At 64.4% G+C, this 20,475-nt stretch carries 32 protein-coding genes and 1 pseudogene; 2 read left to right on the top strand and 31 right to left on the bottom strand.

Going from position 1 to position 20,475, the window contains the following annotated elements; genetic code table 11:
* Window positions 1-23: 23 nt before the first annotated feature.
* From ACN0RJ_RS22360 to rpsM, 3 genes are all read right to left on the bottom strand, one after another.
* Window positions 24-1,040, bottom strand: a complete 1,017-nt coding sequence (locus ACN0RJ_RS22360; RefSeq protein WP_417722185.1) for a DNA-directed RNA polymerase subunit alpha — start codon at window positions 1,038-1,040, stop codon at window positions 24-26.
* Between the two features lie 119 nt (window positions 1,041-1,159).
* Entirely contained in the window at window positions 1,160-1,555 is a 396-nt protein-coding gene (gene rpsK / locus ACN0RJ_RS22355) for a 30S ribosomal protein S11 (RefSeq protein ID WP_417722184.1), read from the bottom strand.
* A 15-nt stretch (window positions 1,556-1,570) separates the two neighbouring features.
* Complete coding sequence (gene rpsM / locus ACN0RJ_RS22350; RefSeq protein ID WP_417722183.1) at window positions 1,571-1,939, bottom strand: 30S ribosomal protein S13; 369 nt, start codon at window positions 1,937-1,939, stop codon at window positions 1,571-1,573.
* A 292-nt stretch (window positions 1,940-2,231) separates the two neighbouring features.
* Here rpsM and ACN0RJ_RS22345 point away from each other — a divergent pair, with 292 nt between their 5' ends.
* Entirely contained in the window at window positions 2,232-2,633 is a 402-nt protein-coding gene (locus ACN0RJ_RS22345; protein ID WP_417722182.1) for a BLUF domain-containing protein, read from the top strand.
* 95 nt (window positions 2,634-2,728) lie between these two features.
* On the opposite strand, the gene ACN0RJ_RS22340 is transcribed toward ACN0RJ_RS22345, so the two are convergent.
* From ACN0RJ_RS22340 to rplO, 3 genes are all read right to left on the bottom strand, one after another.
* The gene (locus ACN0RJ_RS22340) at window positions 2,729-3,373 is read right to left on the bottom strand and encodes an adenylate kinase (protein ID WP_417725718.1); all 645 of its coding nucleotides are present in this window, start codon (window positions 3,371-3,373) and stop codon (window positions 2,729-2,731) included.
* Window positions 3,370-4,734, bottom strand: coding sequence for a preprotein translocase subunit SecY (secY, locus tag ACN0RJ_RS22335; RefSeq protein WP_417725717.1), 1,365 nt, complete (start codon window positions 4,732-4,734; stop codon window positions 3,370-3,372). The genes ACN0RJ_RS22340 and secY overlap by 4 nt, the downstream gene beginning before the upstream one ends.
* Before the next feature lie 109 nt (window positions 4,735-4,843).
* Window positions 4,844-5,308, bottom strand: coding sequence for a 50S ribosomal protein L15 (gene rplO, locus ACN0RJ_RS22330; RefSeq protein ID WP_417722179.1), 465 nt, complete (start codon window positions 5,306-5,308; stop codon window positions 4,844-4,846).
* A 454-nt stretch (window positions 5,309-5,762) separates the two neighbouring features.
* Between rplO and ACN0RJ_RS22325 the strand changes: the two genes are divergently transcribed.
* A complete protein-coding gene (locus ACN0RJ_RS22325; RefSeq protein ID WP_417722178.1) occupies window positions 5,763-7,064 on the top strand; it encodes a DEAD/DEAH box helicase in 1,302 nt (433 codons plus the stop codon).
* 68 nt (window positions 7,065-7,132) lie between these two features.
* Here the strand turns inward: ACN0RJ_RS22325 and map are convergent, their stop codons facing one another.
* From map to tuf, 25 genes and pseudogenes are all read right to left on the bottom strand, one after another.
* The gene (gene map, locus ACN0RJ_RS22320; protein ID WP_417725716.1) at window positions 7,133-7,882 is read right to left on the bottom strand and encodes a type I methionyl aminopeptidase; all 750 of its coding nucleotides are present in this window, start codon (window positions 7,880-7,882) and stop codon (window positions 7,133-7,135) included.
* A gap of 135 nt (window positions 7,883-8,017) precedes the next feature.
* Complete coding sequence (locus ACN0RJ_RS22315; RefSeq protein ID WP_417722176.1) at window positions 8,018-8,797, bottom strand: MBL fold metallo-hydrolase; 780 nt, start codon at window positions 8,795-8,797, stop codon at window positions 8,018-8,020.
* A 144-nt stretch (window positions 8,798-8,941) separates the two neighbouring features.
* A complete protein-coding gene (gene rpmD, locus ACN0RJ_RS22310) occupies window positions 8,942-9,130 on the bottom strand; it encodes a 50S ribosomal protein L30 (protein ID WP_417722175.1) in 189 nt (62 codons plus the stop codon).
* 2 nt (window positions 9,131-9,132) lie between these two features.
* Entirely contained in the window at window positions 9,133-9,717 is a 585-nt protein-coding gene (rpsE, locus tag ACN0RJ_RS22305; RefSeq protein WP_417722174.1) for a 30S ribosomal protein S5, read from the bottom strand.
* 183 nt (window positions 9,718-9,900) lie between these two features.
* Window positions 9,901-10,260, bottom strand: coding sequence for a 50S ribosomal protein L18 (rplR, locus tag ACN0RJ_RS22300; protein WP_417722173.1), 360 nt, complete (start codon window positions 10,258-10,260; stop codon window positions 9,901-9,903).
* Between the two features lie 11 nt (window positions 10,261-10,271).
* A complete protein-coding gene (gene rplF / locus ACN0RJ_RS22295) occupies window positions 10,272-10,805 on the bottom strand; it encodes a 50S ribosomal protein L6 (protein WP_417722172.1) in 534 nt (177 codons plus the stop codon).
* Between the two features lie 12 nt (window positions 10,806-10,817).
* Window positions 10,818-11,210 carry a 30S ribosomal protein S8 gene (rpsH, locus tag ACN0RJ_RS22290; protein WP_417722171.1) on the bottom strand — a complete coding sequence of 131 codons (393 nt, stop codon included), beginning with the start codon at window positions 11,208-11,210 and terminating at the stop codon, window positions 10,818-10,820.
* Between the two features lie 13 nt (window positions 11,211-11,223).
* Window positions 11,224-11,529: a 30S ribosomal protein S14 gene (rpsN, locus tag ACN0RJ_RS22285; RefSeq protein ID WP_417722170.1), complete on the bottom strand. Its 306-nt coding sequence runs from the start codon at window positions 11,527-11,529 to the stop codon at window positions 11,224-11,226.
* Between the two features lie 13 nt (window positions 11,530-11,542).
* Window positions 11,543-12,103, bottom strand: coding sequence for a 50S ribosomal protein L5 (rplE, locus tag ACN0RJ_RS22280; RefSeq protein WP_417722169.1), 561 nt, complete (start codon window positions 12,101-12,103; stop codon window positions 11,543-11,545).
* Window positions 12,096-12,407, bottom strand: coding sequence for a 50S ribosomal protein L24 (gene rplX / locus ACN0RJ_RS22275; RefSeq protein WP_417722168.1), 312 nt, complete (start codon window positions 12,405-12,407; stop codon window positions 12,096-12,098). The genes rplE and rplX overlap by 8 nt, the downstream gene beginning before the upstream one ends.
* The gene (gene rplN / locus ACN0RJ_RS22270) at window positions 12,407-12,775 is read right to left on the bottom strand and encodes a 50S ribosomal protein L14 (RefSeq protein WP_005854833.1); all 369 of its coding nucleotides are present in this window, start codon (window positions 12,773-12,775) and stop codon (window positions 12,407-12,409) included. Before rplN ends, rplX begins: the two co-directional genes overlap by 1 nt.
* 75 nt (window positions 12,776-12,850) lie before the next feature.
* On the bottom strand, window positions 12,851-13,081 hold the full coding sequence (gene rpsQ / locus ACN0RJ_RS22265) for a 30S ribosomal protein S17 (RefSeq protein WP_417722167.1): 231 nt from the start codon (window positions 13,079-13,081) through the stop codon (window positions 12,851-12,853).
* Between the two features lie 12 nt (window positions 13,082-13,093).
* Complete coding sequence (rpmC, locus tag ACN0RJ_RS22260; protein ID WP_417722166.1) at window positions 13,094-13,300, bottom strand: 50S ribosomal protein L29; 207 nt, start codon at window positions 13,298-13,300, stop codon at window positions 13,094-13,096.
* 228 nt (window positions 13,301-13,528) lie between these two features.
* On the bottom strand, window positions 13,529-14,149 hold the full coding sequence (locus ACN0RJ_RS22255) for a TIGR02466 family protein (protein WP_417725715.1): 621 nt from the start codon (window positions 14,147-14,149) through the stop codon (window positions 13,529-13,531).
* A gap of 168 nt (window positions 14,150-14,317) precedes the next feature.
* Window positions 14,318-14,731 (bottom strand): 50S ribosomal protein L16, encoded by a 414-nt coding sequence (rplP, locus tag ACN0RJ_RS22250; protein WP_417722164.1) that lies wholly within the window; start codon window positions 14,729-14,731, stop codon window positions 14,318-14,320.
* A gap of 13 nt (window positions 14,732-14,744) precedes the next feature.
* A complete protein-coding gene (rpsC, locus tag ACN0RJ_RS22245) occupies window positions 14,745-15,455 on the bottom strand; it encodes a 30S ribosomal protein S3 (protein WP_417722163.1) in 711 nt (236 codons plus the stop codon).
* Window positions 15,455-15,835 (bottom strand): 50S ribosomal protein L22, encoded by a 381-nt coding sequence (gene rplV / locus ACN0RJ_RS22240; protein ID WP_417722162.1) that lies wholly within the window; start codon window positions 15,833-15,835, stop codon window positions 15,455-15,457. Before rplV ends, rpsC begins: the two co-directional genes overlap by 1 nt.
* A 3-nt stretch (window positions 15,836-15,838) precedes the next feature.
* Window positions 15,839-16,117, bottom strand: coding sequence for a 30S ribosomal protein S19 (gene rpsS, locus ACN0RJ_RS22235; protein ID WP_417722161.1), 279 nt, complete (start codon window positions 16,115-16,117; stop codon window positions 15,839-15,841).
* 3 nt (window positions 16,118-16,120) lie between these two features.
* The gene (rplB, locus tag ACN0RJ_RS22230; RefSeq protein WP_417725714.1) at window positions 16,121-16,963 is read right to left on the bottom strand and encodes a 50S ribosomal protein L2; all 843 of its coding nucleotides are present in this window, start codon (window positions 16,961-16,963) and stop codon (window positions 16,121-16,123) included.
* Between the two features lie 232 nt (window positions 16,964-17,195).
* On the bottom strand, window positions 17,196-17,774 hold the full coding sequence (locus ACN0RJ_RS22225; RefSeq protein ID WP_417722159.1) for a VPLPA-CTERM sorting domain-containing protein: 579 nt from the start codon (window positions 17,772-17,774) through the stop codon (window positions 17,196-17,198).
* A gap of 289 nt (window positions 17,775-18,063) precedes the next feature.
* Entirely contained in the window at window positions 18,064-18,360 is a 297-nt protein-coding gene (locus tag ACN0RJ_RS22220; protein WP_417722158.1) for a 50S ribosomal protein L23, read from the bottom strand.
* On the bottom strand, window positions 18,357-18,974 hold the full coding sequence (rplD, locus tag ACN0RJ_RS22215) for a 50S ribosomal protein L4 (protein ID WP_417722157.1): 618 nt from the start codon (window positions 18,972-18,974) through the stop codon (window positions 18,357-18,359). The genes ACN0RJ_RS22220 and rplD overlap by 4 nt, the downstream gene beginning before the upstream one ends.
* Complete coding sequence (gene rplC / locus ACN0RJ_RS22210) at window positions 18,971-19,834, bottom strand: 50S ribosomal protein L3 (protein WP_417722156.1); 864 nt, start codon at window positions 19,832-19,834, stop codon at window positions 18,971-18,973. Before rplC ends, rplD begins: the two co-directional genes overlap by 4 nt.
* A gap of 12 nt (window positions 19,835-19,846) precedes the next feature.
* Complete coding sequence (rpsJ, locus tag ACN0RJ_RS22205; protein ID WP_417722155.1) at window positions 19,847-20,155, bottom strand: 30S ribosomal protein S10; 309 nt, start codon at window positions 20,153-20,155, stop codon at window positions 19,847-19,849.
* A gap of 181 nt (window positions 20,156-20,336) precedes the next feature.
* Window positions 20,337-20,475: pseudogene (gene tuf / locus ACN0RJ_RS22200) on the bottom strand (elongation factor Tu); the annotation flags it as partial.

The following is a 20,475-nucleotide window of genomic DNA, read 5'->3' as shown; positions in this document are numbered from 1 at the left end:
TCTCCAGTACGCCCCGCGAAGGCTCAGAACTGGTCTTCCAGTTTCTTTGCCAGATCCTCGATGTTGTCCGGCGGCCAGTCCTCGACATCCATGCCGAGGTGCAGGCCCATTCCGGACAGCACTTCCTTGATCTCGTTCAGCGACTTGCGGCCGAAGTTCGGGGTGCGGAGCATCTCGGCTTCGGTCTTCTGGATCAGGTCGCCGATATAGACGATGTTGTCGTTCTTCAGGCAGTTCGCCGAACGCACCGACAGCTCCAGCTCGTCGACCTTCTTGAGCAGCAGCGGGTTGAATTCCAGCCCGTCGTCGTCATCCGACCGCGAGGAGGATTCCGGCTCGTCGAAGTTGACGAAGATCGACAGCTGGTCCTGGAGGATGCGCGCCGCGAAGGCGATGGCATCTTCCGGGGTGACCGAACCGTCGGTCTCGATCTTCATGGTCAGCTTGTCGTAGTCGAGCACCTGGCCCTCGCGGGTGGGGACGACTTCGTAGGCGACCTTCTTGACCGGCGAATAGATCGCGTCGATCGGCATCAGGCCGATGGGGGCGTCTTCCGGCTTGTTCTTGTCGGCCGAAACGTAGCCCTTGCCGGTGTTGACGGTCAGCTCCATGTAGAGATCCGCGCCCTCGTCGAGGTGGCAGATCACGTGGTCCTTGTTCAGGACCTCGATGCCGTTCGTCTCGGTGATGCTGGCGGCGGTGACGACGCCCGGACCCTTGGCATTGACGGAAAGGCGCTTCGGCCCCTCGACTTCCATGCGCAGCGCCACACCCTTGAGGTTCAGCACGACATCGGTCACGTCTTCACGGACACCGGCAACCGAGGAAAACTCGTGCAGGACGTTGTCGATCTGGACGCTGGTGATGGCGGCGCCCTGAAGGCTCGACAGCAGAACCCGGCGCAGGGCGTTGCCGAGGGTCAGACCGAAACCACGCTCCAGCGGCTCGGCGACGAGCGTGGCGACGCGGGTGGGATCGGCGCCGGGGCGCACCTCCAGCTGGGTCGGCTTGATAAGTTCAGCCCAGTTCTTGTGGATCATGCAAGGCCTCCATTCTTGTCTCCCGCCCCATGTCCGTAAGGCGGGAAACTCCCGAGGGTACAAACGAACACAGGCCCGCGTGGAAATAACCACGCGGCCCTGCGGTAATAGTCACCCGATCAGACGCGACGACGCTTCGGCGGGCGGCAGCCGTTGTGGGCAATCGGCGTCACGTCGCGGATGGACGTGATGTTGAAGCCGGCAGCGGCCAGCGCGCGGAGCGCCGATTCACGGCCCGAACCGGGGCCCTGAACTTCGACTTCCAGCGTCTTGACGCCGTGTTCCTGTGCCTTCTTGCCGGCATCTTCGGCGGCAAGCTGTGCGGCATAGGGGGTCGATTTCCGCGAACCCTTGAAGCCCATGGTGCCGGCGGACGACCAGGAGATCGCGTTGCCCTGCACGTCGGAGATCAGGATCTTGGTGTTGTTGAAGCTGGAGTTCACATGTGCGACGCCAGCTGCGATGTTCTTGGAGACCTTCTTCTTGGTGCCTCCGCGACGGGTATCACGTGCCATTGGTGCAGACCTCCCTTACTTCTTCTTGCCGGCGATGGCCTTTGCGGGGCCTTTGCGGGTGCGGGCGTTCGTATGCGTACGCTGACCGCGCACGGGGAGGTTGCGGCGATGACGCAGGCCGCGGTAGCAGCCGAGGTCCATCAGGCGCTTGATGTTCATCTGCGTTTCACGACGCAGGTCGCCTTCGACGGTGTAGTTCGCGTCGATATGCTCGCGGATGGCGAGGACTTCGGCATCCGACAGCTCGTTCACGCGACGGGTTGCGTCGATGTTCACGGCTTCGCAGATGGCCTTGGCCGAAGTGTGGCCGATTCCGGTGATGTAGGTGAGGGCGATGGGCACCCGCTTGGAGGTCGGGATGTTGACGCCGGCAATACGTGCCAAGTCTCTGTTCCTTTGCGTTGCGGTTCCGTGGTTCCAGAACCTTTTTTCACAACTTGAGCCCGAGGCCATGCGACCATCGGGCTGTCCGCTGATGAGGTGATCCGCGAGGGGGGAGCGACCCTCCCCGCTAGGCGATTCTCACTTGGAGATGGGGGTGGGTATGAGGATTCGCATGGGGCGTCAAGGGCCTTCGGAACCCGCGGGCCATACAAGACGTTGTATCACGCATGAGCCACAGGAAAAACACCCCTTGCCGGGAGGCGGCATCGCACAGCACCCGCCGCGCCGTATCATGATACACCAGCTTCTTTACACAAGCCAGTCACGATACCCGCGCGGGCATCGCACGGACCTCGACATTCTGCACGAGGCCGTGAACCGCAACCGCTGGCTCGGCATCTCGGGCTATCTGCTGCGCGAGCGCAACGGCTTCTGCCAGGTGCTCGAAGGGGACGAGGCCAATGTGCGGGATCTCTTCCGCCGCATCCGCAAGGATCGCCGCCATTTTCAGGTCATCCAGAGGATGTCGCGCACGGCGGACGTCAGGGACTTCGACGGCTGGCGCATGGGCTACGCCTCGCTCAGCGATCAGGACAGCCGGTTCCTGAACAATCGCCTGTCCGAAGGTGACTGGGGTCAGGTCGTCGCGCTGGACAGCATTCGCAGGCTCGCCCGCCCCTCGGGCCGGGCCTGAAGCCCCCCGCGCCGCCGACCGGACAGCAGAAGGGGCGCCCGTTGGCGCCCCTTCATGATCACCCCGGGGGTGACCGCATCCCATGCGCCTATGGCTCAGCCGTCGAGTTTTTCGGCGATGCCGGCCTTGACGGCGTCGATCTCGCCCATGCCGTCGGTGCGGCTGTACTGGCCCTTGGCATAGTAGTAACCGACCAGCGGAGAGGTCTGCTTGTAATATTCCATCAGACGCTTCTTGAGGCTGTCCTCGTTGTCGTCCGCCCGGCGCTTGAATTCGGTCCCGCCGCAGTTCGTGCAGGTCCCGTCCGACGGGATCGGCTTGGTCAGGTCGTTGTAGACCTCGCCGCAGGTGCTGCAGGTCGAACGTGCGGTGATCCGGCTCACCAGAGCCTCGTCATCCACGCGCAGCTCGACGACGCGATCCAGCGTCAGCCCCTGCTCGTCCAGCAGTTCCGCCAGCGCATCCGCCTGCTTCAGCGTGCGGGGAAAGCCGTCGAAGATGTACCCGCGGGTCGGGTCCGCCTCGAGCTTCTCGCGGATCAGGCCGATCACGATCTCGTCCGTGACCAGTTCCCCGCGCGCCATGACTTCGGCGACCTTCTTGCCCATTTCCGTGCCGCTGTCCTTGGCCTCGCGCAGCATGTCCCCGGTCGAGAGCTGGGTCATGCCCCGCTCGTCCACCAGAATGCGTGCCTGAGTGCCTTTGCCCGCGCCGGGCGGTCCAAGAAGTATGATGTTCATCGCCGAGCCGGTCCCTTCCGCTTGCGTGCCTTACCTTTGCCGCGAAGCTGCGACTTCTGAATAAGACCTTCGTATTGATGTGCCAGCAAGTGGCTTTGGATCTGCTGGATCGTGTCCATCGTCACCGAGACGACGATCAGGACGGAGGTGCCGCCGAAGTAGAACGGAATCGCATATTGCGACCGCAGCACCTCGGGCAGAAGGCAGACGGCCGCGAGGTAGGCCGAGCCCAGCACCAGGATCCGGTTCACCACGTAGGTGAGGTGTTCCTCGGTCTTCTTGCCGGGACGGATGCCCGGGATGAAGCCGTTCTGGTTCTTGAGGTTCTCCGCAACGTCATCCGGTTTGAACGAGACGTTGAAGGTGTAGAAATACGCGAAGAACACGATCATCGCCGCGAAGAGCAGCAGGTAGAGCGGCTGCCCCGGCCCGAAATAGGCGAGGATGGTCGACATCACCGGACCGGTGGCGCCGGCCTGGCTGAAGGTCGCGATGGTGGTCGGCAGCAGCAGCAGCGAGCTGGCGAAGATCGCCGGGATCACGCCCGCCGGGTTGACCTTGACCGGCAGGTGGGATTGCTGCGCTTCGGTCATGCGCAGACCGACCTGGCGGCGGGGATACTGGATGGTGATCTTGCGCAGGGCGCGCTCCATGAACACCACGAAGAGGATCACCGCGATTACCATGACGATCACGCCGAGGATCACCGCCGGGCTGATCGCGCCGGAACGGCCCGAGGCAAAGAACTGCGCGAGGTTGGCCGGGATTTCCGCCACGATGCCGACGAAGATGATCAGCGAGATGCCGTTGCCGACGCCGCGTGCCGTGATCTGTTCGCCCAGCCACATCAGGAACATCGTGCCGCCGACGAGGGTGATCACGCAGGCCGCGCGGAAATAGAGGCCCGGATCGTGGGCGAGATCGCCCGCCTCCAGCGATACCGCAAGCCCGTAGGCCTGGAACAGCGCCAGCGCCACGGTGCCGTAGCGCGTGTACTGGTTGATCTTCTTCTGGCCCTGCTGGCCCTCTTTCTTCAGCTGCTCCAGCGCGGGCACCATGGCCGCGAGAAGCTGCACGATGATCGAGGCCGAGATATAGGGCATGATCCCGAGGGCGAAGATGCCCATCCGCCCGAGGGCGCCGCCGGTGAACATCGACACGATGCCGCCGATCCCCTGCCCCGCCTGCTCCATGAAATCACGCAGCGCGGCGCCGTCGATGCCCGGAACCGGGATGTAGGTGCCGAGGCGGTAGACCAGCAGGAGACCGAGCGTGAAGAAGATACGGTTGCGAAGGTCGGTTGCCTTCCCGAGCGCCGCCCAGCTCGTGTTGGCGGCCATTTGTTCCACAGCGGATGCCATGAGGGTCCTCTCTGACGAGAAACGCCGCCGGTAGCGCATTCCGGCTCCGGCGGCGTTCCTGGAAAACGTGGGGCCTATGTAAGCGGCTCAGAAGCCGCTCACAACCCGCTTATTCTGCGGCAGCCGCAACAGTGAGCGCGCCGCCGGCATTGGCGACCGCGTCAACGGCGGATTTGGAGGCGCCGGTCACCGCGATGGTCAGCGCGACGGTCACGTCGCCCTTGGCCAGGACGCGGATGCCGTCGAGCTTGCGGCGCACGAGACCCGAAGCCACCAGCGATTCCTCGGTGATCGAGCCGGCGTCGAGCTTGCCCGCGTCGACGAACTTCTGGATCAGGCCGAGGTTGACCACGGCGTAGGACTTCCGGTTCGGCTTGGTGAAGCCGCGCTTGGGAAGACGCTGGTAGAGCGGCATCTGGCCGCCTTCGTAGCCGTTGATGGCCACGCCCGAACGGGATTTCTGACCCTTGATACCCCGGCCACCGGTCTTGCCCATGCCGGAACCCGGACCACGGCCGACGCGCTTGCGGGGTTTGGTTGCGCCGGGATTGTCGCGCAGTTCGTTCAGTTTCATGTCGCTTCTCCTTGCCGGATGCGGCCCCCAGCGACGGGAGCGGCCGAACACGGCGTGCTGAATGATGTGAATCGCGGCCCATCGGGCCACCGGGGGCGTATAGACCCGTGCAGGCCCGCGTGCAAGCGCAACATGGCCCGCCGCCGCGACGCGGCATTGACATTGACGGACGCTTGCCCCATATCCCCGATCACTGCCGCACCCGCCGCGTGAGCGGGGCAGCCGGACAAACGACGATACGACCGTATCAGGGGCCCGCACGGCAGACATCACAACATTGGTTCCCATTTCACGCGGGGGTCCGGCGCCTTGACGTTCCGCGGCAATACGGTCGCGTGGCGGATCCCGGCGTAACCCACGAGTGACGCCCTGCGGCCGAGAGCCCAGGTGCCCGCTTGCCTGCGGCTGGCCTTCTGCCATCCGCCAGAAAAGGACGATCCTTTTGGATTTCGACATGCTGGGACTGCCGTCCCGTCTCCAGGCCAACCTGGCCGAACTGAACATCACCGAACCGACCCCGATCCAGAAACAGGCCATCCCCCACGCCATGAACGGGCGCGACGTGATGGGCCTTGCACAGACCGGCACCGGCAAGACCGCCGCCTTCGGGCTTCCCATCGTCTCGGCCATCATGCGGATGGAGGGGCGCCCTGCCCCCAAGTCGGTGCGCGGCCTCGTGCTTGCCCCGACCCGTGAACTCGCCAAGCAGATCCTCGACAACCTGCGCGCCTATGCCGAAGGCACCAGCGTGCGCATCGGCCTGGTCGTCGGTGGCGGTTCGGTCAACGCGCAGGTGCAGCGGATGCACAAGGGCATCGACATTCTCGTCGCCACGCCCGGCCGCCTCATCGACCTGCTCGACCGCAAGGCGGTCCGCCTCGACACGACCAGCTTCCTCGTGCTCGACGAGGCCGACCAGATGCTCGACCTCGGCTTCATCCACGCGCTGCGCCGCATCGCGCCGCTGCTGCCGAAGGATCGCCAGACCATGCTGTTCTCGGCCACCATGCCGAAGCAGATGAACGAACTGGCGCAGGCCTATCTCACCGATCCCATCCGGGTCGAGGTCGCCGCCCCCGGCAAGCCGGTCGAGAAGATCGACCAGTCGGTGCACTTCGTCCAGCAGTCGGACAAGACCGGCCTGCTGAAGGCGCATCTCGACGGGCACCGCAGCGACGCGGCGCTGGTCTTTGCCCGCACCAAGCATGGTGCCGAGCGGCTGATGAAATCCCTCGTCGCCTCCGGCTTCGCGGCCAGCTCGATCCACGGCAACAAGAGCCAGGGTCAGCGCGACCGCGCGCTCAAGGCCTTCCGCGACGGCGAGCTGACCGTTCTGGTCGCCACCGACGTGGCCGCGCGCGGCATCGACATCCCCTCGGTGCGCTACGTCTACAACTACGACCTGCCGAACGTGCCCGACAACTACGTGCACCGCATCGGCCGCACGGCACGCGCCGGACGCGACGGCACCGCCGTGGCCTATTGCGCGCCCGAGGAAATGTCGGAACTGCGCGCGATCCAGAAGGTCATGGGCCGCGACATCCATGTCGCCGGGGGCGAAGCCTGGGAAGGCGTGCGCAAACCGGCCAAGGGCGGCGGTCGCGGCGGCCCGCGCGGTGGCGGCGGCGGCAAGCCCGGCGGGTTCAAGCAGGGCGGCTTCAAGCAGGGCGCCCAGAAGCACGGTGGCGGGCGTCCCGAAGGCGCCAAGCAGCGCCGGCCGAGACGTTCCGGCGCGCGCTCCAGCAACGCGGCCTGATCTGCGCTCGTGACATAGAAACGCCCCGGTCTCAGGCCGGGGCGTTTTGCGTTCCATGGCCCGGCCGCTCAGCCCGGCAGCGTCACCACGATGGCGCCGCGATCGGTCGCGACGACGGTATGTTCGTATTGCACCACCGGCGCCACGGGGTCGCCGTAGAGCGTCCAGCCGTCCCGGCCTTCGATCGCCTGCTGCGCCCCCGTGGACAGGAATGGCTCCACCGTCAGGACCAGCCCCCTGTCGATGCGCCGCCGGTCGCTGCGGGTCGGCCAGGTCGCGATCTCCTCGGGGTATTCGTGCAGTGACCGACCGACGCCGTGGCTGGCCAGGTTGCGCACGAGGGTGTAGCCCCGCGCCTCGGCAAACCGGCCGATGGCGTTGCCGATCCCGGCAAGCGGGCGGTTGCTGCAGACCCTGGCGATCCCCACCTCCATGGCGCGCCGCCCGTCCCGGCAGAGACGGTCGATCCGAGGCGACACCGGCCCCACCCGAAAGCTGGCGCCGGTATCGGCAAAGAAGTCGTTCTTCGACGCCGACACGTCGATGTTCACCAGGTCGCCCGCCGCGATCCTGCGCGGTCCGGGAATGCCGTGGGCGATCTCCTCGTTCACGCTGATGCAGGTGGTTCCGGGAAAGTCATAGACCGCCTGCGGGGCCGAGACCGCGCCCGCACGGTCGAGACAGGCCCGCCCGATCTCGTCCAGTTCCCGGGTCGTCATGCCGGGCTCCATCGCGCGGGCCATGGCCTGCAGCGTGTTGGCGACGATCCGGCCGATCTCCTTCAGCCCGTCGAGTTCGTCCTGCCTCGTGATCGTCATGCGACCGCTCCTGCCGTGTGCATCTCGCCCCCGTGAAATCAGACACCCGCCGGTTACGCAACCGGCGGGTGTCGGTTCTTGCCCGGCCGTTTCCCCGCCCCTCCCGTCAGGGAAAGGACTCGGGGAGCGCGGTCCTCAGATCTCGCCTTCCTTGTACCAGCCGGCCATCTTCACCGAAGAGGCATCCCCGACCATTTCGGCAAAGGCCTCCGGATCCTGGGTGCCGTCGTCCCTGCCGCGATAGTGATAGGGATAGACGAAGGTCGGCTTGAACTCCTGCACGGCGGCGGCGGCCTGCTCGGCGGTCATGGTGAAGGGCAGGTTCATGCAGAGGAAGCACAGGTCGATGTTCTCGAGCGCCAGCATCTCGTGCGTCGGTTCGGTATCCCCGGAGATGTAGACCCGGAAACCGTCGAAGCTCAGCACATAGCCGTTGTCGCGCCCGACCGGATGGAAGTTCATCCGCTCCTCCGTGGTGTTGTGCGCGGGGATCGCCTCGATGTTGACGCCTTCCCAGTCGGTGCTCGCCCCGTTGTCGAGCATCTTGGCGCCGTCCTTCATCTCGGCCGGGAGCATCGCGTTCACCGCGGGATTGGTCAGCAGCACCGTACCGTCGCCGATCAGCGCGGCCAGCGTTTCAGCATTGTAGTGATCGCCGTGTTCATGCGTCACCAGGATCAGATCCGGCGGCGGCAGATCGGCATATTCTGCGGCCTCGCCCACCGGATCGACATAGATCACCCCGGCCGGGGTCTCCATCACGAAGGAGGCGTGGTGCACCGGATGCACGGTGATCGCGCCGTCGTGGAAGGTGTCGGAGGTGTGGGCCTCCGCATGGGCGGCGAACGGCAGCACGGTGATTGCGGACGCGCCCGCAGCCATGCGGGCGATGAAGGTTCTGCGGGTCTGTGTCATGTCTTGTCTGGCTCCCTTGTCGATACTCCGGACATAGGCCGGGCAAGGGGCGCGACAATGACCACGACCGCGATCCCACAAAGCAAGACGCCCCGGAGCAAGCTCCGGGGCGTCGATGCGGTTCACGAGGACCGAAGGCAGGCGTCAGCCGCGCTCTTCGATGATCTGGACCAGGTGCGGGATCTTGGCGACCATGCCGCGCACGGACGGCGTGTCTTCCAGTTCCCGGGTCTTGTGCATCTTGTTCAGACCCAGACCGATCAGCGTACGGCGCTGGATGTCGGGGCGACGGATCGGCGAGCCGATCTGCTTCACTACGATGGTCTTAGCCATGATCAGGCCTCCTCGGCAACGTGCGACGATTCGGCGGGGGCGTCATCGCGCTTGGGCAGGATGTCGGCCACCTTCTTGCCACGACGCTGAGCGACGTTGCGGGGCGACTGGTTCTTGGTCAGCGCTTCGAGCGTCGCGCGGATCATGTTGTAGGGGTTCTGCGAGCCGATCGACTTGGCGACCACGTCCTGAACGCCCAGCATCTCGAACACGGCACGCATCGGACCACCGGCGATGATCCCGGTACCCTGAGGCGCGGTGCGCATCACGACGCGGCCCGCGCCGTGGCGACCTTCGATGTCGTGGTGCAGCGTGCGGCCTTCGCGCAGCGGCACGCGGATCATCTTGCGCTTGGCCTGCTCGGTGGCCTTGCGGATGGCCTCGGGGACCTCCTTGGCCTTGCCCTTGCCGAAGCCGACGCGGCCCTTCTGGTCACCGACGACCACGAGAGCTGCGAAGCCGAAGCGCTTGCCGCCCTTGACGGTCTTGGACACGCGGTTGATCGCGACGAGGCGATCGGCGAATTCCGGCGTTTCTTCACGATCGCGGCGGTTGCCACCACGACGGTTGTTGTCACGTTCTGCCATCAGGCATTCCTTTTCACGTCGGCGCGCAGGTCGCAGGGACCGGGGCGCCTGTCTGGGCCAATCCAGGTGAGGCGCGCTGCGTCTCCCGGATCATCGAGGCGTTGCCGCCTTCAAAATGCGCAAGGCGGGCACCGGCCCGCCCCGCGGCGAATGGGAAAGGCGGACCGAAGCCCGCCCCACCCGTCAGATCTTCAGACCACCTTCACGCGCTGCGTCGGCCAGAGCCTTCACACGCCCGTGGAAGAGGAAGCCGCCGCGGTCGAAGTACGCTGCTTCGACGCCGGCCGCTTTCGCACGCTCGGCAATCGCCGCGCCGACCTTCTGGGCCGCCTCGACATTGCCTTTGCCGACGACGCCCAGGTCCTTCTCCATCGAGGAGGCCGAGACCAGGGTCACGCCCTGGATGTCGTCGATCAGCTGTGCGCTGATGTTCTTGTTCGAGCGGTGCACCGAAAGCCGCACGCGGCCTGCGTTCACCTTGCGAAGCTTGTTCCGAACGCGCAGGCGGCGCTTCTGGAACAGTTCCCGTTTGCTGAGTGCCATTGTCCGCGTCCTTACTTCTTCTTGCCTTCTTTGGAGAAGATGTATTCGCCTTTGTAGCGGATACCCTTCCCCTTGTACGGCTCCGGACGGCGCCAGTCGCGGATGTTCGCCGCAACCTGGCCGACCTGCTGGATGTCGTTGCCTTCGATGATGATTTCCGTCGGCTTCGGCGTGGTGACCGAGATGCCCTGCGGAATGTCGAAGTTCACGTCATGCGAGTAGCCGAGGTTCAGCTTCAGGGTGGAACCCTGAACCGCCGCCCGGTAACCCACACCCTGGATCTCCAGCTCTTTCTTGAAGGTGTTGGACACCCCGTGGACCATGTTGGCCACGACGGTGCGCGACATGCCCCACTGCTGGCGGGCGCGCTTGGAATTGCCGCGCGGCGCAACGGTGATGGCGTTGTCGGCGACCGTGATGGTCACATCATCGGTAGCATTGAAGGTCTGGGTGCCTTTCGGCCCCTTCACTTCGACGGTCTGACCGGAGACGGATGCAGAGACACCCGACGGCAGCTCGACCGGTTTTTTCCCAATACGAGACATGGAAGCCCCTCCTTAGAAGACCGTGCAGAGCACCTCGCCGCCGACATTGGCAGCGCGGGCGTTTGCGTCCGACATCACGCCCTTCGGCGTGCTGACAATCGACACACCCAGGCCCTGACGGACCGAGGGGATATCCTTGACACCCATGTAGACGCGGCGGCCGGGACGGGAGACCCGCTTGACCTCGCGAATGACGGGGGTGCCGTCAAAGTACTTCAGGCTGATTTCCAGCGTCGGGTGACCGTTCGTGTCGGTCCCCTTTTCGTAGCCGCGGATGTAGCCTTCGTCCGCAAGGACGTCGAGCACCCAGGCACGCAGCTTCGAGGCGGGGGTCGAGACGACCGACTTGCCGCGCATCTGCGAGTTACGGATACGGGTGAGCATATCGCCGATAGGATCGTTCATATCATACCCTCCCTTACCAGCTGGATTTCACGACACCGGGAAGCTGGCCGTTCGAGCCGAGTTCGCGCAGGGCGATACGGCTGATCTTGAGCTTGCGGTAGTAGGCGTGCGGACGGCCCGTGATCTGGCACCGGTTGTGCAGACGGGTCGGCGACGAGTTGCGCGGCAGTTTCGCCAGTTCGAGGCGAGCCTTGAAACGCTCTTCCATCGGCTTGCTTTCGTCGTTCGCGATGACTTTCAGCGCAGCACGCTTGGCGGCATACTTCTCCACCAGCGCCTGACGCTTCTTCTCGCGTTCGATCATGGATTTCTTGGCCATGTGATCTCGCTCCTCAGGCGTTGAAGGGCATGTTGAAATGCTTCAACAGCGCCTTGGCTTCCGCGTCGGACGCGGCAGTGGTGGTGATGATGATGTCCATGCCCCAGACCTCGTCGACCTTGTCGAAATCGATCTCGGGGAAGACGATGTGTTCCTTGATGCCCATGGCAAAGTTGCCACGACCATCGAAGGACGGCTTCACACCACGGAAGTCGCGGATGCGGGGCATCGCGATGGTGATCAGGCGGTCCAGGAAGTCATACATCCGGTCACCACGGAGGGTCACCTTGGCACCGAGCGGCATCTCTTCGCGCACCCGGAAGCCCGCGATGGACTTCTTGGCCTTGGTGGTGACGGCACGCTGTCCGGCGATGGTGGTCAGATCCTCGACGGCCGACTTGGCCTTCTTGGAATCGCGCACCGCTTCGGCGCCGCAGCCGATGTTCAGAACGATCTTGTCCAGACGCGGGATCTGCATGTCGTTCTTGTAGCCGAACTCTTCTTTCAGAGCGGGCTTGATCGTCTCGCGGAACAGGCCTTTGAGGCGCGGGGTGTAGTTGGCGGAATCAAGCATCGATCACGTCCCCCGTGGTCTTGGCGAAGCGGACCTTCTTGTCGCCTTCCATGCGGAAGCCGACGCGGGTCGCCTTGCCGTTTGCATCGACGAGGGCGAGGTTGCTCAGGTCGATCGGCATTGCCTGGGGCAGACGGCCGCCCTGGGCGGTCTGGCTCTGGCGGGTGTGACGGATGGCCATGTTCAGGCCGCCGACGACGGCCTTGCCGGCCTTGGGCGCGACGGACTCGATCGTCCCGGTCTTGCCCTTGTCCTTGCCGGTGAGCACGACGACCTTGTCACCTTTGCGGAGTTTGGCAGCCATTACAGCACCTCCGGAGCAAGCGAGATGATCTTCATGAAGTTCTTCGCACGCAGCTCGCGAACGACCGGCCCGAAGATACGGGTGCCGACCGGCTCGCCCGAGTTGTTCAGGATGACGGCCGCGTTGCGGTCGAAGCGGATGGAGGTGCCGTCTTCACGGCGGACTTCCTTGGCGGTGCGCACGACGACGGCCTTGCGGACGTCACCCTTCTTCACGCGGCCGCGCGGAATGGCCTCCTTCACCGATACGACGATGATGTCGCCGACCGATGCGTAGCGGCGATGCGAGCCGCCGAGGACCTTGATGCACTGAACCTTCCGGGCACCGGAATTGTCAGCCACATCCAGATTGGTCTGCATCTGGATCATTTGGTTTCTCCCGACCTTTGGGGGTTGTTCTTGGTCTACCCCCCAGGGTTTCGATCAAACTGTGTCGTGCGCGGATTACTCCGCGAGCACTTCCCAGCGTTTCGTCTTCGACTTCGGCGCGCATTCGATGATGCGGACCGTATCGCCGACAGCGAACTTCTCCGCCTCGTCATGAGCACGGTATTTCTTCGACTTCCGGATCGTCTTCTGAAGAACCGGGTGCTTGAAGCGACGCTCGACCGACACGGTGACGGTCTGGGCGTTGGCGGTGGAGGTCACGGTGCCTTGCAGGATACGCTTGGGCATGGGGGTCTCTCCTTATTCCGCCGAAGCTGCGGCAGCAGCTTTCTGGTTCAGCACGGTGTTCACGCGTGCCACGTCACGACGCACCTGGCGGATGCGCGCGGTGTTCTCGATCGCGCCGGTGGCTTTCTGGAAGCGGAGGTTGAAGGCCTCCTTCTTCAGCGCCACAAGCTCGTCCCGGAGCTGGTCCGGCGTCTTGTTCAGCAGTTCCTTGGCGTCCATCTGGATCGCTCCTTCTGTCAACATCACCGGAGAGCCCCGTCGTTGAGCGGGTCACCCTGATTCCCGGTGGAGGTGGATGAGAGGCGCGTATAGGCGGGATCGGCCGAAAGGGCAAGGACTATCGCCCCGGCCCCGCCGCGAGCGCCCCCTGCCCGGCTTCTCAGCGCGAGGGACGCGGCTTCGAGAGCGTCGAAGCCACGTCCGGACGGTCGCGACCGGAGATCCCGGTCACTCCCACTTGTAGTTGAAACTCACCGAGATCCGCTCGTCCTCGGCCATGTTCATCGGGACCTCGTGGCGCAGCCAGCTTTCCCAGAGCAGCACGTCGCCCACCTTCGGCGCCTCGTAGACGAAGGTCTTCAACTCCTCCCGGCAACCCTTCCGGCGCACCGGGGCGGCCATCATGAACGGCAGGCGCGGATCTTCGAGCTTCAGGGCCGAGGTGCCCGCGGGCATCGCGACATAGGTCGTGCCCGAGATCACCGAATGCGGATGGATGTGCGAGGCATGCATCCCGCCCTCGGGCAGGATGTTGATCCAGATGTCCTCGAGCACCAGCGCCTTGTCGCCCAGGTCGAATTCCAGATCCCCGGCGAACGCCGCGACATGGGCATCCAGTGACTTGACCAGATCGCCGAAGATGGGGAACCGCCACGGCAGGTCGGTGAGCGAGGCATAGCTCGTGTAACCGGGATAGTCGTTGGCCTCGCACCATTCCTGCCCGGCCTCGTCATCCTCGGCGATGGAATAGCAGGACGATGCCATCTCGTCGGCATCGATGGACGGACCGTGCTCGGAGAGCGCGGCGCGGTAGAGGCGGGTCGCAAAGAGGGAACGGATGTTGGCCATGGCCGGGTCTTTAGCGCGAGTCGCGCCGCCTGGCGAGGGGGCATCGAGGCCAGCGGCAGCGCGCGGAACCCGGCGCGGGCACGGGCGGCGCGGAAGGGAAAGACCCCCGCCGGTTTCCCGGCGGGGGTCTTCTGTCTCATCGGTCGGCCGTCGGAGACGGCGGGCCGCTTACCAGTCCTCGCGGACCACGACGCGCGACTTGATCGGCAGCTTCATGGCAGCGAGACGCAGCGCCTCGCGGGCTGTCTCCTCGTCCACGCCGTCGATCTCGAACATCACGCGACCCGGCTTCACCTTGCAGGCCCAGTAATCCACGGAACCCTTGCCCTTGCCCATCCGGACTTCGGTGGGCTTGGAGGTCACGGGAGTATCCGGGAAGATCCGGATCCAGACCCGGCCCTGGCGCTTCATGTGGCGGGTCATCGCGCGGCGGGCCGCTTCGATCTGCCGCGCAGTCACGCGCTCGGGCTGGAGAGCCTTGAGGCCGTAGTGGCCGAAGTTGAGGTCGGAACCGCCTTTTGCCTCGCCGGAGATCCGGCCCTTGAACATCTTGCGGAATTTGGTGCGTTTCGGTTGAAGCATCTGTCAAACCTCCTCAGCGACGATTGCCCATGGCACCACGAGGGGCCGGGCCGTCCTGAATTTCCTGCGCCTTGCGGTCACGGGCCTGGGGGTCGTGCTCCATGATCTCGCCTTTGAAGATCCAGACCTTGATGCCGATGATACCATAGGCGGTCGTGGCTTCGACATTGGCGTAATCGATGTCGGCACGCAGGGTATGCAGAGGCACGCGGCCTTCACGATACCATTCGGTCCGCGCGATCTCGGCGCCGCCGAGGCGGCCCGCGACGTTCACGCGGATGCCCAGTGCACCCATACGCATGGCATTCTGCACGGCGCGCTTCATGGCACGACGGAAGGACACCCGGCGTTCCAGCTGCTGCGCGATGCTCTCGCCCACGAGGCGGGCGTCCAGCTCGGGCTTGCGAACCTCGACGATGTTGAGGTGCAGTTCCGAGTCGGTCAGCTTGCCGAGCTTCTTGCGGAGCGTCTCGATGTCCGCGCCCTTCTTGCCGATGATGACACCCGGACGTGCGGTGTGGATCGTGACGCGGCACTTCTTGTGCGGACGCTCGATGATCACGCGGGCCACGCCGGCCTGCTTGCACTCGTCATGGATGAAATCGCGGATCGCGAGATCTTCGAGAAGAAGATCGCCGTAATCCTTGGTGTCGGCGTACCAGCGGCTGTCCCAGGTGCGGTTGACCTGAAGGCGCATGCCGATCGGATTGGTCTTGTTACCCATCAGGCTTGCTCCTCGACTTGACGCACTTTGATGGTCAGCTCCGAGAACGGCTTGTTGATGCGACCGAACCGGCCACGTGCCCGCGGACGGCCACGCTTCATCACAAGGTTCTTGCCCACGAAGGCCTCGGCGACGACGAGTTCGTCGACGTCCAGACCGTGGTTGTTCTCGGCGTTCGCAATGGCGGACTGAAGGCACTTCTTCACATCCTCGGCGATCCGCTTCTTGGAGAAGGTCAGGTCCGTGAGCGCACGTTCCACCTTCTTGCCGCGGATCAGCGCGGCCACCAGGTTCAGCTTCTGCGGCGAAGTGCGCAGCATGCGCAGCTTGGCCATCGCCTCGTTGTCCGCCACGCGGCGGGGATTCTTATCCTTGCCCATGGCTTACTTCCTCTTGGCTTTCTTGTCGGCCGCGTGACCGTAATAGGTACGGGTCGGTGCGTATTCGCCGAACTTCTGGCCGATCATGTCTTCGGAGACGTTGACCGGCACGTGCTTCTGACCGTTGTAGACCGCAAACGTCAGGCCCACGAACTGGGGCAGGATCGTCGAACGGCGCGACCAGATCTTGATGACTTCGTTCTTGCCCGACTCGCGAACCTTCTCGGCCTTCTTCAGGACGTAGGCGTCGACGAACGGACCCTTCCAAACAGAGCGCGTCATGGATTACCGCCCTTTCTTCTTGGCGTGACGCGAGCGGATGATCAGCTTCTGCGACGCTTTGTTGGGATTGCGGGTCTTCTTGCCCTTGGTCGGCTTGCCCCACGGGGTCACCGGGTGACGGCCACCGGAGGTCCGGCCTTCACCACCACCGTGCGGGTGGTCGATCGGGTTCATGACGACGCCGCGGACGGAGGGACGCTTGCCGTAGTGGCGGTTGCGCCCGGCCTTGCCGAGGTTCTGGTTGGAGTTGTCGGGGTTCGACACGGCACCGACGGTGGCCATGCATTCCTGACGCACCATGCGCAGTTCGCCCGAGGACAGGCGGATCTGGGCGTAACCGCCGTCACGACCGACGAACTGGGCGTAGGTACCCGCCGCGCGGGCGATCTGGCCGCCCTTGCCGGGCTTCAGTTCGATGTTGTGGACGATCGTGCCGATCGGCAGGCCCGAGAAGGGCATCGCGTTGCCGGGCTTGATGTCGGCCTTGGCCGAGGCCACGACCTTGTCGCCGATGGCGAGACGCTGCGGCGCGAGGATGTAGGCCTGCTCGCCGTCATCGTATTGGATGAGCGCGATGAAGGCGGTGCGGTTGGGATCGTATTCGATCCGGGCCACGATGCCGTTGACGTCGAATTTCGAGCGTTTGAAATCGACGATCCGGTAGAGACGCTTTGCGCCACCGCCGCGACGGCGGGAGGTGATACGTCCGGTGTTGTTCCGGCCGCCCGATTTCGTCAGACCCTCGGTGAGGGCCTTGACGGGACGTCCTTTGTACAGCTCCGAACGGTCGATCAGCACCAGCCCGCGCTGGCCCGGCGTCGTCGGCTTATACGACTTGAGTGCCATGCTTTCTGTCTTCCGTTTACAGACAGGCGGAGAGTTCCGCCCTATGTGATAGCCCCCTCGACTGTGGTCCGCAGGTGGCCGGTCTTGTAGGCCCCCGAAGGTGCCCGGTTCGATGTTCGCGACATGGGCCCCGAACAAAAGCAGAGCCCCGGACGAATCCGGGGCTTTGCGGATGGGGTTCTTTAGGCGCAGGTCATACCATAGTCAAGCGGGTCCCGCGCCAGCCCGTGGCCTACCGCCGGGAACGTCGCCGGCGGATGGCGGCAAGCCCGCCCAGGCCGGAGAGAAGCAGCGCCATTCCGGCAGGTACGGGCACGGTGGCCGCGCTGTATTCCACCACGTAGGACAGGGTGGAACCGCCGCCGAGATCGTTCCAGGTGTCGTTCGAGTTCCACCAGGTAAAGCCGTGCAGCGCATTCTCGGTATTGCTGTTGTTGGGTTCTCCGGGTTCCCAGTTGCAGAAGGTCAGGCAGGTACCTGCCTGATAGAATATCTGCCCTGCTTCGGGGCCGGTGATCCAGGCCCACGTTTCCTCGCTTGCGGCATCGGACCCGCCGAGCCAGTAGGAAGAACCGATACCGCTCCCCGTATGCAGAGCAGCGACAAAGGCGCTCTCGCCCGCAGACGTCACGGTGGCCAGGTATCCCTGCATCCCCAGATAGGACATGCCCGCGGCTTGCGCCAACGCGGTGTCGAAATCGACGGAGGCCGAGATGTATTCGTAGTAGTGACCGTTGTCGCCGTACTGGACAGGCAAAGCCTCGGATCCTTGCGCCAATACGGCCACGCTACAGGCGGCAAGCGCGATCATGCAAATTTTCATACTTTTTCTTCCCCACAAAGGACCGGCGAAATACCCGGAACCGCTAACAAGACTCAATTGCCCTGACATCTAAACAGAGAACCGCGATTCGCCGGAAGAGGTTTTGATGACAAGGGACACAGCAGATGGTCGAAGGCGTGGCAGGGAAATTCGGCAGACCGCCCGCCTTGCCCCGCACCAAGACGCTCGAAAGCGCGATCGACATTTTCAAATCTACAAAAAGGAAGAGCCCCGCCAGAAACTGGCGAGGCTCAAAGCCATGGACTGGCGACGGAGATCAAAGACCGGTGGTCACGTCGATCGTGTTGCCGTCTTCGAGCGTCACGTAGGCCTTCTTGACATCGTTCCGCTTGCCGAGCTGGCCGCGGAAGCGCTTGACCTTGCCCTTGGTGATGGTGGTGTTGACCGCCTTCACCTTCACGCCGAAGAGCGCCTCGACGGCCTCCTTGACCTGGGGTTTGGTCGCGTCGATCGACACTTCGAAGACAACCGCGCCGGACTCGCCCGCCATGGTGGTTTTCTCGGTGATGATCGGCTTGCGGATCACGTCGTAATGTTGCGGCTTCGCACTCATTTCAGTCGAGCCTCCAGAGCTTCGACACCCGCCTTCGTGAGCACGAGGGTGTCACGCTTGAGGATGTCATACACGTTGGCGCCCATGCTGGGCAGCACGTCCAGACCGTCGATGTTGGCCGCGGCACGAGCGAAGTTCTCGTTGACCGAGGCGCCGTCGATGATCAGCGCGCGCTTCCAGCCCAGGCTCTTGACCTGTGCCGCGAGCGACTTGGTCTTGCCGTCGCTGTCCGCCGTGTTGATCACGACGAGCGAGCCGGTCTTGGCCTTGGCCGACAGGGCCAGCTTCAGACCCAGGGCGCGGACCTTCTTGGGAAGATCGTGGGCGTGCGACCGCGGGGTCGGGCCCTTGTAGATGCCACCCTTGCGGAAGATCGGTGCCTTGCGGGAGCCGTGGCGTGCGCCGCCGGTGCCCTTCTGGCGATAGATCTTCTTGGTCGAGTAGCTCACTTCCGAGCGGCCCTTGACCTTGTGGGTCCCGGCCTGCGCCTTGTTGCGCTGCCAGCGAACGACGCGGTGCAGGATGTCGGCGCGCGGCTCGAGACCGAACAGGGCCTCGTCCAGCTCGACTTCGCCCGCGGCCGAGCCGTCGAGGTTGATCACGTCGAGTTTCATTCGTCGCCTTCCTTCTTCTCGGCATCGCCCTCGGCCTTGTCGGCCTCGATCGACGCTTCGGCTTCGTTCAGCGCAGCGGCTTCCTGGGCGGCCTGCTCTTCGGCAAGACGCTTGGCTTCCGCTTCGGCTTCGGCGGCAGCGGCAGCGGCGGCCTCTTCGGCAGCACGTGCGGCTTCCTCGGCGGCCGATTTCAGCGCGGCGGGCAGGATCACGTTCTCGGGCGTGGCCTTCTTGACCGCGTCCTTGATCGTCACCCAGCCACCCTTGGAGCCGGGAACGGCGCCCTTGATCATGATGATGCCACGGTCGGCATCGGTCTTCACGACCTGCAGGTTCTGCGTGGTGACGCGGACGGCACCCATATGGCCAGCCATCTTCTTGCCTTTGAAGACCTTGCCGGGATCCTGACACTGACCGGTCGAGCCGTGCGAACGGTGCGAGATCGACACACCGTGCGATGCCCGCAGGCCGCCGAAGTTGTGCCGCTTCATGGCACCGGCAAAGCCCTTGCCGATGGTCGTGCCCGCCACGTCGACGAACTGGCCTTCGAAGTAATGGTTGGCGGTGATTTCCTCACCGACACCGATCAGGTTCTCGGCGTCGACGCGGAATTCCGCGATCTTCCGCTTCGGTTCGACCTTGGCAACGGCAAAGTGGCCGCGCATCGCCTTGCTGGTGTTCTTGGCCTTGGCGGTACCCGAGCCGAGCTGGACGGCGGTGTAGCCATCCTTTTCAGCGGTCCGCTGGGCCACCACCTGGCAACCGTCGAGCTGGAGGACGGTCACAGGAATCTGCTTGCCGTCTTCCATGAACAGCCGGGTCATGCCCAGCTTCTTTGCGATAACTCCAGAGCGCAACATCGGTAGCCCTCCTTATACCTTGATCTCGACATCCACGCCGGCGGCGAGGTCGAGCTTCATCAGCGCGTCCACCGTCTGCGGGGTCGGATCCACGATATCCAGGAGCCGCTTGTGGGTGCGGATCTCGAACTGGTCGCGGGATTTCTTGTTCACGTGGGGGCCACGCAGAACGGTGAATTTCTCGATCTTGTTCGGCAGCGGGATCGGCCCGCGCACGGTCGCGCCGGTCCGCTTGGCGGTGTTCACGATTTCCTGCGTGGAGGCATCCAGCACGCGGAAATCGAACGCCTTGAGCCGGATGCGAATGTTCTGGCTTTGCATTGTTCGGTCTGCCTTATCATAGGCGTTGGAGTTGAGAGGAGGAGACAGGACCACCCTGTCCCCTCATCGAACCCGATCGGGTAGGGGCGCTGCCCCGCCCCAAGAGGCGATGGGTGCCGAAGCACCCATCCGAAGTCTTGTCCGGCGGGCCGGATAGATCCGGCACCGCCCGCTGTCAAGATCAGGCGAGGATCTTGGAGACCACGCCGGAGCCGACGGTGCGGCCGCCTTCGCGGATGGCGAAGCGGAGGCCGTCTTCCATCGCGATCGGGGCGATCAGCTCGACTTCGAACTTCAGGTTGTCGCCCGGCATCACCATC

This window comes from Salipiger sp. (assembly GCF_048261495.1).
Classification (GTDB): Bacteria; Pseudomonadota; Alphaproteobacteria; order Rhodobacterales; family Rhodobacteraceae; genus Salipiger.
This window is presented reverse-complemented; position numbering and strand designations above follow the sequence as displayed.